Source organism: Glutamicibacter arilaitensis Re117 (assembly GCF_000197735.1).
GTDB lineage: Bacteria > Actinomycetota > Actinomycetes > Actinomycetales > Micrococcaceae > Glutamicibacter > Glutamicibacter arilaitensis.
Genome location: NC_014550.1, coordinates 410,102 through 424,492, shown reverse-complemented (window position 1 = coordinate 424,492; position 14,391 = coordinate 410,102). Strand labels below are relative to the sequence as shown.

Sequence of the window (14,391 nt, the reverse complement as noted above, 5' to 3'; positions counted from 1 at the left end):
TGGTGAGCTGGATATGCAGAAACCTGAAGACCGTGATTCCGCGGCAGGTTACGACGCGGTCGTTTCGGCTGAACCGGATTCCATAATGAAGACCCGCGGGCGATCAGCATCCCAGATACCGATCATCTTTGTCACGGTCTTCTTGACATATACCGCGATGACGGTCATGAACCCGCTGATCGCACCGTTGTCACGGGTCATCGGTATGCCTGAATGGCAGATCGGGGTCGGGGTATCGGTTGCGGCTTTGTGCGTTGCCGTCGCCAGCCCGTTTTGGGGGCGGCTATCCCAACGGGTCGGTGCACGACTGATCTTGACCTCGACGATCTGTAGCGCGACCCTGGCGATGGTGGTCTTCGCAGCTGTCGCACACGCACGTTTTCTTGGGATTGCTTCCGCTGGGGTCGTTTTCGTGGTTCTACTGCTGGTCCGAGGGGTGTGGTTCGGTCTTTCCGAAGCGGCCGTCCTCCCGACCGCACAAGCCTATGTTGCCTCCATAACCCCAGACCCCACCGAACGAGTGCGTGGCATGGCCGCGATCGGTGCGGGTGTCGGCGCATCATCTATCGCAGGTGCCATCATCGGTGGCCTGCTCGGCGGATTTTCTCTGCCCGTCGCGCTGTGGGCAGTCCCGATCCTCTTAGTGCTGACTCTCGCCATAGTCACTATCTGGATGAAGCGCACCTCCGTACCTGTTCAAGAAAAACCACCCCGGAAGGTCTCCGCAACGGATTCGCGGGTGCGGCCGTATCTGATTGTTTCTTTCGGCCTATACACCGCTTTGGGCTTCATCCAGATCCTCGTCGGGTTCCTGGTTCAGGACCGGTTATTCCTGGGCACCGAACAGGCAGTGCTCGTCACGGGGATCGCATTCGTATGCGCGGGGGTGGGGCTTTTGCTCAGCCAGGCGATCGCTGTGACGCGCCTGCGGTGGCAACCAGTTCGGTATATCCGTGTCGGAGCTGTCATCAGCGCCATCGGAATCCTATTCCTGGTCCCAGACTGGGGTGCCTCCTCGGTGCTGGTGGCGATGTTCATCACAGGGGTGGGCATTGGGATGGCCATCCCTGGTGTCGCTGCGGGGGTGTCGCTTGCAGTTGGTTCCTCAGAACAAGGCAGCGTGGCAGGTCTCGTCGCCGCCACCAATGCGCTCACGTTCATCATTGCGCCCACTGCCGCGACTGCCTTGTATGCGCTATCGCCCCTCGTTCCGCTGATTGCCACCGCTATTGCGACTGTGCTGGTGATGACGTTTAGTCCCACAAATAGGCGGCTGGCCGTCACCCCCGAGTCCGTTCACGACGACGAAGCGCGTATTTGATGGTATGGACCCAGCATGCTCCTGGTCTGCCAAGGCGCAGTATGAGTTCAGGCAAGGCGAGTCAGCTCATGGATTCCATCCGGTTCTGGCGAGAACTCGCACCTTGCATCGCCCAATCGGGCCTATCGCCTACGACTGCGTGAAAGTCATCATAGTGCGGGACGGCAGCGCACTACTGTTCAGTGAGTTCGGGCAACGGATCGTCACGGCCGGTGACGTCGTGGTGCTCGGCGCGAACGTGCTCTGTGGCAGTGAACCGGAAGGTCACATCACCGCCACCACGATCTACCTCGACACTGACTATGTGATCGACCAGGTGTTCTGGCAACACGCCTGGCTGCTGCACGATCGCTTAGATGCGCAGCGGTTCACTAAGGCTCTCTACAGCGAACCCTCGCAAGTGCTCCGGCTTGGCGAAGACCGCACCGGCATGTTGATGCCGTGGCTGGACGAACTCGTCGCGCGCAGCATCGATGGCGGATTCGCGCATCATTTCCATCGCATGCAGGCACTGTGGTTCGCTATCGCTGACGTGGTCACTCCGTTCGTGAAGGTCACGCCGATACGGCAAAGCCGCACGCAGCGCGCTCACTCCCGCCCGACGCTACCCAGGTGCCGAAATTTCGCACCGGCCAGAGATGAGGCCCACCAAACCCGCGCAACTCTGGCCAGTGACATCGCCACGAACTGGACCCTGGATGTCTTGTCAGCTCGGGTGCATCTATCCCCGAAACAACTCTCGCGCGTGTTCACCGAGGCCTACGGCAAGACCCCGTTGGCATATTTGACGATGCTGCGGGTCGAGGAGATGGCCCACCTCCTGCGTGAAACTCACTTGACGATCGATGCCTCCGCCCGCAGGGTTGGTTGGGCGAGTCGGAGCCGCGCCAATGAGGCATTCCAACAGTGTGTGGGTATGACGCCGAGCGAATATCGCCGGATGCACCGCTCCGAGAAATGACCGGGAACGGGACATCTCCGGTGTCCTTCGGGACGTCTTCTTCGACACCGCCGTCTGGCGCAGGTTTTTGGCTGGTAGGACGGTAAGGACTGTCGGGTTCAGTGTTGTTCCTGGCGGTCGTCCCGTACTTTGACTTCCGTCTCGTCGCTTATGTGTTCCCGGCGTACCTGGTAGTCGCAGGCCCTGCTCACAGCAGTGGCTGGTGACTACAGGTTTCTGGGAGAGGCGGACGCGATGGCGAAGAACTGGGAGGAAGCACGAGTAGCGCGTGAGGCGAAGCTCGACGGTTTGCAGGAGCGCTTGGCCAGTGCGGTTGATGGCCTCGTGACTGGTGAGGATTGGCAGCGTGCGATGGCTTTCGCTGCGAGGTTTCGGTCGCGGTCGTTCAATAACATTTTGCTGATCTGGTCCCAGCATCTCGGTGCGTTCGAGGCTGGCCGGGTGCAGGTTACTGAGCCGTCGTATGTGGCGGGGTTCCGGCAGTGGCAAACTCTGGGTCGTCAGGTGGATAAGGGCCAGTCGGGGTACATGATCTTCGCCCCGGTCACCGCCCGATTCGCTTCGGCAACTCCTGCCGATGCGGCGTCGTGGCGCAGGTTGGAACGCGGTGAGAAACCGCGAGCGGGTGAGGTCGCCCGTTCGAAGATCGTTGGGGTGAAACCCGCTTATGTGTGGGATGTCTCGCAGACCTCGGGTGAGCCGATTCCCGAACGCCCGATGCCGGTGCTGTTGGAAGGCGAAGCCCCCGCTGGACTCTGGGAAGGCATTGCCGCGCAGATTGAGGCGCGCGGATTCACCGTTCTGCGGGTGCCGCATGAGGGCATGATCCACGGCGCGAACGGGGTCACCGACTACGGTGCGAACACCGTCGCGGTGCGGGAGAACATGCCGCCCGCGGCGCAGGTGAAGACGCTGGCGCATGAGTTGGCGCATGTGATGCTCCACGGGCCGAATAATCCTGACGCGTCCGGGCATCGCGGGGTTGGTGAGGTGGAGGCCGAATCGGTTGCCCTCATGGTGGGTGCCGCGCATGGAATGGACACCACTGGTTACACGATCCCGTACGTGACCGGTTGGGCCAGCACCGTGAAGGACTCCTCCCCGGTCGAAGTCGTACAGGCTGCCGGTGAACGGGTGCGGAAGGCCGCGACCGAGATTCTCGATCAGCTCAACACCGCACAGGTCGGCGCTGGTGATCCACCCGGCCTGGTGCGGGATACATCGCGACGCGAAGCGCGTCAGCGATTCGCCCCTCAACCATTGCCTGAGCCGTCACCGTCACCGTCTTCGGCTGTAGGTAGCCGTGAACCGGTGAGGGGGCTGTGACATGGCGACCGTGTTCAATGCTCTCGCCCGCATTCAGCATTTGCGGCTGCCGGATGCTGCGCGATCGCTCGCGTCTGCCGGGGTGCCGGTGTTTCCATGCGTGCCAGGTGAAAAACGTCCCCTGACCAGACGTGGCTTCCACGACGCGGCCAACGATCTGGACCAGGTATCGGCGTGGTGGGATCGGTGGCCGAGCGCGAATCTCGCGATCCCCACCGGGCCCGCCTCAGGCATCGATGTCGTAGACATTGATATCGGTTCAACCGGTTCTGGGGTCCCGGCGTTCCAGCGGGCACGCCGCGAAGGACTCGTGCACGGGTGGGCGGCTCTGGTGCGCACCCCGTCGGGCGGGTTACACGTCTATTTTCCCGCCGGTACCTCGCGGGAGCAGCCTTCGTGGCAGGCACCCATGGCGCATATCGATTTTCGCGGCACCGGCGGCTATGTTCTCGCCCCGCCGTCACAAGTGCGCCAGCCCGATGGACACTTGAGACCGTATGAACTGCAAAGCACCGGCCTGGTCGAGCCTTCGCCGGTAGATGCGTCTCGCCTGCGGAACTTCCTTGACCCACGCCCCGCACTTACCCACCGAGATCAGATGACAACGCGTCGGGGTCTAGATGTGCAGCGTCTCGGACAGTGGGTCGCAGCCCTGGGTGAGGGCGAACGCAACCTGGGCTTGTTCTGGGCTGCGTGCCGTCTCGCCGAAAACAACACTGCCGTTGGTGACACGCTCGCGGTGCTGGGACCTGCGGCGGCACACGCAGGACTGGGAGCGCGAGAGATCACCACCACGATCCGCTCCGCATACCGCACCACCGACCCCGCATATCACCGATCAACAAGCGATGAACCGGCACCGCGTCGTTCTCCACCGCAACCCGCTGTGGGCCGGGTGATTGCATGACGACCCCGATGTTGCGGCGTGGTGGGCGGCTCGCGGTGAGCACCGCCGTGGCAGGAACCGTGCTGATCGCCCTTGGCGCGTTCTGGTTGTCATTCACCGCACTGGCAGACCTCGCACGCAGGTCTGGGATTAGTGAAGATCAAGCGTGGGCGTGGCCGTTGATCGTGGACGGCATTATCGTCGTCGCCACCGTCTCCGTCGTTGCTTTAGCTGGTCACCGTGCGGCCTGGTATCCGTGGATGCTACTGGCCGCAGGTGCGCTCGTATCCGTGACCGCGAATGCGTTGCACGCTGTCATCGCCGCCGACGCCGGCGTACCAGGGCTACTGGCCGCCGCTGTTGCCGCAGTGCCGCCACTGGTGCTCCTTGCGATCACGCATCTGACCGTCATCCTCACGCGCCCGATCGCCCCGAACAATTTCCCGTCCACCGCCGCGACCACCCTGGAACTCGTCGACGAAGCAGATAGCGATAACGACCAGGAGGATGCCGCGTGGCTTCCCGTTCCTGACTCTTGTAGCGCTGCGACGCCGCCGTCCACTGATGAGGCCTCGGCAGTCAGCCCCGATCCGGGTGAGCTGGACCGGCGTGCGGTTGCGGCTGGGCTGCGCGAGCAGGGCTGGTCTAACAAGCGCATCGCCACACATTTCGGGGTGCACCCCTCGACTGTGGGGCGTTGGCTGCCCCAACAGCTTTCCATCACGAATGAACAGGAGACATCACCATGAATACCAAGCAACCTGCCCACGTCACTTATGAGACCGAGCCCCCGCAAACCACATCGCGCGCAACAGAACCCGGTACGGCTGGAGGGTCGCCGCACGAGGATGTGTCGGAGCTGGCCCGCCGAAATGATCCTTCTCTGAAGAGCAGAACGGTCACGGCGCGTGGTGTGGATCGGTTCGATCCGCGCAGCGTCGCCTGGATGCGCCTGTCCGACGCGTTGTCGGCATCGACTGCGCAGCTGGCGGGGCGTGGGATCAGTTTTGAAGCGGAACTGCACCGCCGGATCAGACGATTCCCGGTGCAGACCGTCGCAGCGTCACGAACGGCGATCTCGAACCGTGTCAGCAAGCTTCCACCACTATCGGCGTTCGGTCGCCCCCGTCCCCACGGAGTATCGGCACCACAGCGGTCGGGTGTGGGGATGGCCCGGTGATGCGTTATGACGAGCACCGCAATCGTGCTGGACCAGGATCTGTGGGAGGTGGTGCGCACCTGTCTGTCAGGAGGTGCCACCATCATGACCACAACCGCAGCGGCACATATAGATTTCACTACCGGAGAAGGCCTGCGCAGCCTTCTCACACGAATCCACGACGCAGGTAAGGCCGCCTGGCGCAGTGACCGTGACGTTCCTGCGCTCATGGACTACACCGCCACCAAATACGCACCCCTCGCCAGGAAGCACGGCTTGGATGCGTGGGAGGCAGCCTCAGCGGCATTCGACGTGATGCGCACCCCCTCAGTGTTGCGGGCTAATGACCCTTGGGGTGTGGTCACTCGGGCGGTGCAGATCACCTGCATTGCCGAAGCCCGCGCGAACGGGATGCTCTGCTCCACCCACCAGGCTCGCCGCCCGCAGTTTTCGGTGTTTCATGATGCCGAACGATTCAGCGACCGGGAGAACCCACTCACCGATTACCATCCCGCGTTCCACCACCACGACCACGACAGTGAGGTCGGTCATGATCCGGTTTCCCCGGAAAGTGAGCAGGTGCTCGCCGTCTCGGCGGTAAGTGACACGGTCGCCCTGTTCACCGCGCTTGGCTGGCCCGAACCCACCGTCAAAGCCAGCATCGACTACATCTGTGAACGGCTCGCCCGCGCCGGAAACCGCGCCACCGCGTTTGAAGCGCTACGCCGTGACAAACACGCTCGTGCACTCCTTGATCTTCCCGCCTCGTCTTGGCACGGGCTGCTGCGCACGGTGCTCGGGAACCCCGAACCTGTCTATGTCGGTACCTCCCACGGGCGCGGGGTGTTGCTGCGGCTACTCATCGGTGAACCAGTGCCCGTTCTGCTGCGGGATGACGATCTGGTGCTGACGATCACGGCGTCTATCCCGGTCAGGGGTGGTGGTCGTGAGTGAACGCAACGGTTTCATCGGCCTGGAACGCACCGTCGATTCCATCACCATCGGTACCCGGCACCGCACCGACTACGGCGATCTCGCGCAACTGATCGCATCCATTAAGCGTGACGGGCTCTTACAGCCGGTGACAATCACCCCCGACGGGGTGCTCGTGTGCGGGGCGCGGCGGCTGGCGGCGATCAAACAGTTGGGTTGGCGGACCGTGAACGTGTGGGTGCGTTCGGGGATAACGGACCGGCTCGGTGCACTACTTGCCGAGCAGGACGACAACCTGCTGCATAAACCGCTGACCCCGACCGAGCAAGCCACCTTGTATCGGGAACTCAAAGAAATCATGGCTGAAGAAGCCGCACAACGACAGGCAGCGACGCAGTTCGGCACAGGCGGGAAACAGCCTGGGCAGGCCGGTGCCGGTGAGTCACCGGGACCGTACGGGATGAAGGGTGATGCGCGGGAACAGGCCGCCCGCCTGATCACCGGGACGGACTCTTCGCAGCGGCTGGAACGCATCGCCCATCTCCAGACTCTGGCCGAGAACCCCGATCAGAGTGAGGAAGTGCGGCAGCGGGCACGTGCCGAGCTTGCCGCCATCGATACTGGCTCCCCGGTCTCCCCAGCATTCCAACGCCTCAATGCCCATACTTCGGTGGCGGAGTTGGAACGGATCGCCAACGACACCGATGTCGATGAGATCGTGCGACATCACGCGCAGGTTGCCGCCCACAGTCTTCGGGAGACGCCCGCCGATGTGAAGGCCGCCGAATTGGAACGGCTGGCCGTAGAAGCTTTGCGCCGGGTGAAAGAACAAACCAAGACACAGAAGCCGAGGCCGCTTCGCCCCGCCCCCAAACCCGATGAGGGAACGGTGCCGCAGTTTCCGGTGCGGGCATTCCGGGTCATGTGGTCTGAAATGGCTGCCTGGTGGCTGCACTACGACGTCGCCGACATCGCGCACGCTCTCACGGATGAGGAACACGAGGCGTTTCAAGAAACGATCGAGGGCACCGTGAACTTCGCCCGCCAGATCGCGGAACACCGCACCACAGCACGCGTCGCCCAGGATGCTGCGGCGAGGGTCATCGCCTAGCTGAAACCCATCGCTCGTGGGCGGGTAGTGCACCTGGGAGGTATGAACTCTTCCACTGTTTTGAAGCATCGCCGCGTGCTCATCGCGGCCATCGCAGGTGCCCTTGCCGTCGTGGTGCTTGCAGGCATCGGCGTCTACGGCCTGATCCGCGGCCCCCACACCAGCAGCCTCGACCCCGAACCCAGCGGCCAGACTGACACAGTGGCCCCGTCGCCACGGCATCCGGCGACGAAGACTGGGCCGAACGAGATTCGCGACACCACCCGTGCTGAGGATTTCGCGCGTGACGTGGCACTGGCACTGTTCACGTGGGATACGGCCAGTGGTTACCAGTCCTCGGAATATGCGCAGGTCATTGTCGATGTCGGGGATCCCACCGGGACCGAGACCGCAGGGCTTGCCGCTGACGTGCGCACCTACCTGCCCTCCCCAGAGCAGTGGGCACAGCTGCGCACCCATCAGACGTCCCAATGGCTGACCATTGACGACCTCTACATACCCGCCGCGTGGGCGGATGCCGAAGCCCAAGCCGCACCCGGCCAGCTCCTCCCGGGCACGACTGCGTACACCGTGACGGGCACTCGTCACCGTGAAGGCATCTGGGGTACGGAGCCGGTGGAGTCCTCGCGGCCAGTGGCGTTCACGATGTTCATCACCTGCCAGCCGACCTTCGATCACTGCCGTCTGCTGCGCTTGTCCCGCGTCGACGAGCCCCTGACGTAAAGGCTGGTGTCCGGTATGCGCAAAATCCTTGCCGCTCTCGTCATTGCGGCCGTGTGCTTTGGTCCCACCGTCGTGCTCTTAGGCATTGGGCTGGTGATGAACCCCGCCGCGCAAGCCTCGTGTCTTCCCGGCATGTCCTTAACTGTCGGACCCATCCCGGACTCGCTCGACGTGACGACAAAGAACGGTGAACGGTACACCCTGAACCGGAAACAGCTCACCCATGCGGCAACGATCAACACCGTCGGCGGGCAAACCGACGGGATCGACACCCGTGGGGTGACCATCGCACTCATGGCAGCGCTCACGGAGTCCACGCTCCGGCAACTGGCGAACACCGGCACCTACCCCGAATCCGGGGACTATCCGAACGACGGCAACGGCTCCGACCACGACTCGCTGGGATTGTTTCAAATGCGCCCGCAGGCCGGATGGGGCACGGTCGCGGACCTCATGGACACCACCTACCAGGCCCGCGCCTTCTATGGCGGGCCTACGGGGCCGAACTATCCCTCCCCGCGGGGGCTGCTCGATATTCCCGGTTGGCAGCAGATGGATATGGGCGCAGCCGCCCAAGCCGTCGAAGTGTCCGCCTACCCGGACCGGTACCAGAACTATCAGCCGGTCGCCGAAGCGATCCTCACCGCACTGACGCGCCCTGCGCCAGGTGCTGGTGGTGAGGCAGGGTCGGTGCCGGAGACGAGCCGGATCGTGTTTCCGCTCCCGGCAGGAACGTGGACGAGAACCAGTGCGTGGGGGTGGCGGTCAGACCCCTTCACCGGAGAGCGTTCCTTCCATTCCGGTTCCGACTACGGCGCGGCCGACGGCACCCCGATCTATGCCGCCGCCGACGGGCGGGTCACGGTCGCAGAATTCACTGGCGGGTACGGCGGACTGATCATCATCGAGCACACCGTCAGCGGGCAGGCGCTGCGTACCGCGTATGCGCACATGTGGCAGCACGGCATCCACGTCACGCCCGGGCAGACTGTCACCGCAGGCACCCACATCGGCGATGTCGGATCGTCTGGCCGCTCCACGGGGGCGCACCTGCATTTCGAGGTTCGTCCCGGCAGCACGGGCAGCGACACCATTGACGCGGACGCCTGGCTGTCAGAACACGGCGCAACCGAAACAGGCGGCGGCCAGACCCCTGGCCCTGGTTGCGCCGCAGGCGGAGACGCCCCCGCACCCGGCGGGATGGCCGGTGAGCCGGATGTCATGGTGGATGATCCCACCAGTGGCGGGCAGATCACGGCCCGGATGCTGCACGTCATGACCCACACCCGAATCGCTTTCGCGGGCACCGGCTGGGGTTGCTACTCGCCACGCCCCGGCACACGATCCGAGCATCCGCTCGGACGGGCCTGTGATGTGACATTCGGCAACCGCATCGGCCAAGCCGCTACCGGGGCGTCACTCGAGAGTGGGTGGGCGGTCACCAACTGGCTCAAAACTCACGCCGAAACGCTCGGGGTGGAGTATCTGATCTGGCAGGGACGCATCTGGTCCCTCGCCCAAGACGTCGAAGGGTGGCGGCCCTATCACGGTGGCGGCATGCACGACCCCGCCGATATCACCGGGGGCCATTTCGACCACCTCCACATCACCGTCAAAGAAGGAGCCTGACCATGGATGTGTTTCCCGATTTCGGTGGCGTCGGCGGTGCAGGCGGCCTCACAGCAGTGATCGGTGCGCTGCTGACGTTTGTACTCATCATCGCCGTGCTCATGCTCATCATCTGCGGCGTCACGTGGGCGATCGCGACCGCGAACGGTCACCACGGTGCAGCATCGAAAGCCCGTATCGGGGCCTGGACTGCGCTGGGTGCTGCGGTCCTCGCCGGTGGCGCAGTGACCTGGGTGAATTGGCTCATCAACCTCGGCTCCACCTTGTAGCTAAACGTGTTCCCTTCGGGCAATGATTGCGCCGTGAGGGCGTGATCCTTCGTCAGTGCGCGTCTGTGTCTCGGTAACGGTGAATCTTGCCTGATCGAGCCGGTGTGTCAGTTCGGGTATCGGCCAGAAATACGCCGTAGTTACCGCGTGGTCGAATGGCATGAGTTCCGGTCCTTCAAAGAAGCCGAGCAGCAGACTCCCGCCTGGGCGCAATACCCGGGCAAACTCGTCTAGTACTGCACCGAGGTCGCTTGGGTTGGTGTGGATCAGGGAGTACCAAGCTAGAATCCCTGCGACACTCGCATCGGGCACATCGAGGTTTTCGGCCTGACCGAGCCGGTAGTCCACCTGCGGGTAACGGGCCTGTGCATCCACAACAAACTCGTGCACGGGGTCGATGCCAACTACTTCTGCGCCGGTGGCATGAAGGAAGTTCGTCCACTGCCCAGGGCCGCACCCCACGTCCAAAATGAGTCCATCACGCTTTTGTGACCACGCGCCGACCAGTTCCTGATCCTCGGTAGCGGTGGCATCGATAGAGCCGAGCAGATCAATGTACTCACTCGCCCTATAGGCGTAAGCATCTCGAACTCGGTCTACGGTCACCTCCTCAGCATACGAACCCTGAACCTTCTCGTCTCATTCCCACACGGAGAAACCCGAACGTGCAGCGGGCGACGGGTGTGCACCTGCTTTGGGAGAAGCACTGTGCTTCCCCTGATTGAAGGAGCCTCCATCGTGAACACCCTCACCGTCCTGGCAGAAGCCACACCGGTCCTCTCGGCTCTGTTGCCGATGCAGATCGATATCGATCCCAACAGTTCCGGGCTTCCGGGCATTAACCAGTTGCGCACCATCGTTGGCGCGGTCATGACCGTTGGCCTCATCCTCAGCGTGTTGGCGCTGATTGTGTCGGCGATCGTGTGGGGATTCGGCGCAAACAGCAGCAACCCGCACCTGGCTGGTCGCGGGAAGATCGGTGTCCTCGTCTCTTGTGGGGCGGCGATCATCTGCGGCGCATCGGTGACGCTGATCAATTTCTTCTGGAACGTCGGCCAGTCCGTCTAACCCCCAGCACGAGCAACTGTTTTTAGGAAGGGTGTGATGTGCGGTGGCGATCTGCGACATCCCCGTCATCTCCAACGTGTGCGACGTGGCCGGTGAAGCGGCCGCCACCCTCGTCTCTGCACCATTCGACTGGCTCGCCCAAGCCATGGGCCAAGCCGCCGGATGGCTGTTCGAGGCCGTCTGGAGCGTGTTTGACACCACCACCCTGGTGGACGTGTCTGACCCCGGCTATATCGGGGTGTACAACGTGCTCTTCGGTGTGGCGGTGTTCATCATGCTCATCTTCTTCTGTCTGCAACTGATCACCGGACTCATCCGCCGCGATCCCACCGCCCTCAGCCGCGCCGCCCTCGGGCTCGCCAAAGCCGTCCTCGGATCGTTTGTCGCTATCAGCATCACCGGACTGCTGTTGGAGATCACCGATCAGCTCACGATCGGGATCGTGCAGGCCACTGGCAACACGATGGAAGGTATGGGTGACCGTATCGCCCTGCTTGCCGCGGGGCTTGTCGGTATCAATATCGCCGCCCCAGGGGTGGGGGCGATCATCACGATCTTCCTCGCAGGGCTTGCGATCAGTGCCGCGGCGATCGTCTGGTTCAGCCTGCTCATCCGCAAAGCGCTCCTATTGGTGGCGATCGTATTCGCCCCCATTGCCCTGGCCGGAGCATCCTGGGATGCCACCAAGGGATGGTTCACCAAATGGGCAGCTTTCGTCATCGCCCTGATTGCCTCGAAGCTTGTGCTGGTGGTGATCTTCCTCGTCGCGATCACCCAAGTCTCTGCCCCCATCGACCTCGACTTGGCGTCCATTGCGGACCCGATAGCGGGAATCGTGCTCATGCTGATTGCCGCGTTCGCACCCTATATGGCGTACAAGTTCATCTCCTTTGTCGGCTTTGATATGTACCACGCGATGTCGAGTGAGCAGGAAGCGAAATCGGCGATGAACCGTCCCGTCCCAACCGTCGCGAAACCGGCCGGGGACGGGCCGAAGAAAGTTCTTGATGACGCTGGCAGCTCCGGCGGAAAGTCTGGGGGTGGATCATCGGCATCAGCAAGGACCGGTGGTGGTGGTTCGTCTTCGGGTACGGCCGCTGGGGCTGGGAAGGGCGCTGCCGCCGGTGGCACCTCGGCGGGTGCGTCAGCTGGAAGCGCGGGTGCAGGAGCCGGAGGCGCGGGAGCCAGTGCTGGCGCAGGGGCGGCTGCGGCTGGCCCTGCCGCAGCCGCAGTGATCGGCGCGCAGGTGGTCAAGGGAGCCGCCACCGCTGGTCCCAAAGCCGGGTCCGCGGTCGGTGGACAAGCAGAGGCCCACGCAGGTGCAGCACAAGACACGGCACCGCCTCCCGCACCGAATGCCCCGGCACAGCCAACACCTGGTACGGCGCGTTCAGCATCACCTGCGCCGCCCGCGCCACCTGCGAAGGCGACACCACCACCGGCACCGCCGTCGTCCCCGAAACCGAAGGAGTAACCCGTTATGGCACGCAAACACGAACACGACCGTCGCCGCGATGACTACGAGTTGTCGGCGGTGAAATTCTCCCGGCTCACCCGCCGCGGCATCCTCCTTGGCCTGTCGCTGCCGCAACTGATCACCCTCGCCATCGGTATCCTCTCGATCGTCGCGGCGCTGTATGCCGGTGGCGGCCTCCTCATCGCGTACGCCGCACCGATCTGGCTGCTTGCAGCCGTGCTCACGTGGGTGCCCGCTGGGGGCCGGAAACTCATCGAGTGGGTGCCGGTCGGATTCAGATGGGTATGGCGGGTCAGCATCGGGCAGCTGTTGTATCGCCGCCGTATCGTCAAACCGCGCCCAGCGGGCACACTCGCCCTCCCCGGTGACGCCGCCGCGCTGCGGGAGTATGTGGACCCAGAAACGGGGGCAGCGATGATTCACGACCCGCACCAACACACCCTCACCGCGATCATCGGCCTCTCGCATCCCGCGTTCGTGCTCCTCGACCCCGGTGAACAAGAACGCCGCGTCACCGCCTGGGGCCGCGTCCTCGCTACCACTTGCCGTTCCGGGCGGATCGCGCGTTTGCAGGTGCTCGAACGCACCCTCCCAGATTCCGGGTCGGGGCTTGCCGAATGGTGGGCCTCCCACGGCCACCACGACGATTCGTGGACGGCGACTACGTATGCCGAACTCATCGAACGGGCAGGCCCCGCCGGGGAACGCCATGCCACCACGTTGTCGCTCGCGCTCGATATGCGCACCGCGGCCCGGCAAATCCGCACCGCAGGCGGCGGCCTACGCGGCGCTGCCGCAGTGCTTCGGCAGGAAATGACCACCCTCGTCGCCGCGCTGCGCGCAGCAGACCTCACCCCCTCGGAATGGCTCACCCCCGGTGAGATCGCCGTCATCCTGCGCAGCGCCTATGACCCGGCTATCGCCGCGACGCTGGAACGTCATGGTGACCTGGGCCGTGATCTTGCCACCGCGGGTCCGGTCGCGGTCACCGAAACCTGGGACCAGCTGCGGTCGGACTCGGCGCATCATGCGGTGTTGTGGATCAGCGAATGGCCACGCTCACTTGTCTATCCGGGGTTCCTCGCCCCGATACTGCTCTCGACGGGGATTCAGCGCTCGTTCTCGCTGGTGTGTACACCGATCAGGTCGGATCAGGCGGCACGGGATATTCGGAAGAAGAAGACCGAATACATCAGTGACGCGGCGCAGCGGCAGAAGATCGGGCAGATCGAAGACGCCGGACAAACTGCTGAATACCAGGACGTGCTCCAACAAGAAGCCGACCTCACCTCCGGGCACGGCATCCTGCGCTACACCGGCCTCATCAACATCTCCGCCCCCTCACAAGATGACCTCGAAGCCGCGGTCGCAGCCGTCGAGCAGGCCGCAATCCAAGCATCGTGTGAGACCCGTCGCCTTGTCGGGCATCAGGCCCAAGCCTTCACCGTCGCAGCCCTCCCGCTCGCGCGCACCGTCTAACCAAGGCTCAGTCTCAGACGTGCTGAACTAGAATTTGGGGAGTGGCAAC

At 63.6% G+C, this 14,391-nt stretch carries 15 protein-coding genes; 14 read left to right on the top strand and 1 reads right to left on the bottom strand.

Going from position 1 to position 14,391, the window contains the following annotated elements; all coding sequences use genetic code 11:
- Nucleotides 1-13: 13 nt before the first annotated feature.
- The 11 genes from AARI_RS02365 (at nucleotide 14) to AARI_RS02320 (ending at nucleotide 10,318) form a co-directional block, all read left to right on the top strand.
- The gene (locus AARI_RS02365; protein ID WP_013347780.1) at nucleotides 14-1,321 is read left to right on the top strand and encodes an MFS transporter; all 1,308 of its coding nucleotides are present in this window, start codon (nucleotides 14-16) and stop codon (nucleotides 1,319-1,321) included.
- Between the two features lie 4 nt (nucleotides 1,322-1,325).
- Nucleotides 1,326-2,282, top strand: coding sequence for a helix-turn-helix domain-containing protein (locus AARI_RS02360; RefSeq protein WP_013347779.1), 957 nt, complete (start codon nucleotides 1,326-1,328; stop codon nucleotides 2,280-2,282).
- A gap of 234 nt (nucleotides 2,283-2,516) precedes the next feature.
- Nucleotides 2,517-3,608 (top strand): ArdC-like ssDNA-binding domain-containing protein, encoded by a 1,092-nt coding sequence (locus AARI_RS02355; RefSeq protein ID WP_013347778.1) that lies wholly within the window; start codon nucleotides 2,517-2,519, stop codon nucleotides 3,606-3,608.
- Nucleotide 3,609: 1 nt separating this feature from the next.
- On the top strand, nucleotides 3,610-4,515 hold the full coding sequence (locus AARI_RS02350; protein ID WP_013347777.1) for a bifunctional DNA primase/polymerase: 906 nt from the start codon (nucleotides 3,610-3,612) through the stop codon (nucleotides 4,513-4,515).
- Nucleotides 4,512-5,243, top strand: a complete 732-nt coding sequence (locus AARI_RS02345) for a DUF2637 domain-containing protein (protein WP_013347776.1) — start codon at nucleotides 4,512-4,514, stop codon at nucleotides 5,241-5,243. Before AARI_RS02350 ends, AARI_RS02345 begins: the two co-directional genes overlap by 4 nt.
- Complete coding sequence (locus AARI_RS19535; RefSeq protein WP_013347775.1) at nucleotides 5,240-5,674, top strand: hypothetical protein; 435 nt, start codon at nucleotides 5,240-5,242, stop codon at nucleotides 5,672-5,674. The genes AARI_RS02345 and AARI_RS19535 overlap by 4 nt, the downstream gene beginning before the upstream one ends.
- A gap of 6 nt (nucleotides 5,675-5,680) precedes the next feature.
- Nucleotides 5,681-6,607, top strand: coding sequence for a hypothetical protein (locus tag AARI_RS02340; protein WP_013347774.1), 927 nt, complete (start codon nucleotides 5,681-5,683; stop codon nucleotides 6,605-6,607).
- Complete coding sequence (locus AARI_RS02335) at nucleotides 6,600-7,697, top strand: ParB N-terminal domain-containing protein (protein WP_157867067.1); 1,098 nt, start codon at nucleotides 6,600-6,602, stop codon at nucleotides 7,695-7,697. Before AARI_RS02340 ends, AARI_RS02335 begins: the two co-directional genes overlap by 8 nt.
- A 42-nt stretch (nucleotides 7,698-7,739) precedes the next feature.
- Complete coding sequence (locus tag AARI_RS02330; RefSeq protein WP_041648353.1) at nucleotides 7,740-8,420, top strand: hypothetical protein; 681 nt, start codon at nucleotides 7,740-7,742, stop codon at nucleotides 8,418-8,420.
- A 15-nt stretch (nucleotides 8,421-8,435) separates the two neighbouring features.
- Complete coding sequence (locus AARI_RS02325) at nucleotides 8,436-10,049, top strand: M23 family metallopeptidase (RefSeq protein ID WP_041648350.1); 1,614 nt, start codon at nucleotides 8,436-8,438, stop codon at nucleotides 10,047-10,049.
- A 2-nt stretch (nucleotides 10,050-10,051) separates the two neighbouring features.
- On the top strand, nucleotides 10,052-10,318 hold the full coding sequence (locus tag AARI_RS02320) for a DUF6112 family protein (RefSeq protein ID WP_013347770.1): 267 nt from the start codon (nucleotides 10,052-10,054) through the stop codon (nucleotides 10,316-10,318).
- On the opposite strand, the gene AARI_RS02315 is transcribed toward AARI_RS02320, so the two are convergent.
- Nucleotides 10,319-10,924, bottom strand: a complete 606-nt coding sequence (locus tag AARI_RS02315; RefSeq protein WP_013347769.1) for a class I SAM-dependent methyltransferase — start codon at nucleotides 10,922-10,924, stop codon at nucleotides 10,319-10,321.
- 189 nt (nucleotides 10,925-11,113) lie between these two features.
- On the opposite strand from AARI_RS02315, the gene AARI_RS02310 reads away from it, so the two are divergent.
- The 3 genes from AARI_RS02310 to AARI_RS02300 are packed head-to-tail and all read left to right on the top strand — an operon-like array spanning nucleotide 11,114 to nucleotide 14,342.
- Entirely contained in the window at nucleotides 11,114-11,386 is a 273-nt protein-coding gene (locus AARI_RS02310; protein WP_049862703.1) for a DUF6112 family protein, read from the top strand.
- Nucleotides 11,387-11,429: 43 nt separating this feature from the next.
- On the top strand, nucleotides 11,430-12,860 hold the full coding sequence (locus tag AARI_RS02305) for a hypothetical protein (protein WP_013347767.1): 1,431 nt from the start codon (nucleotides 11,430-11,432) through the stop codon (nucleotides 12,858-12,860).
- 6 nt (nucleotides 12,861-12,866) lie between these two features.
- Nucleotides 12,867-14,342: an SCO6880 family protein gene (locus AARI_RS02300; protein ID WP_013347766.1), complete on the top strand. Its 1,476-nt coding sequence runs from the start codon at nucleotides 12,867-12,869 to the stop codon at nucleotides 14,340-14,342.
- Nucleotides 14,343-14,391: the final 49 nt, after the last annotated feature.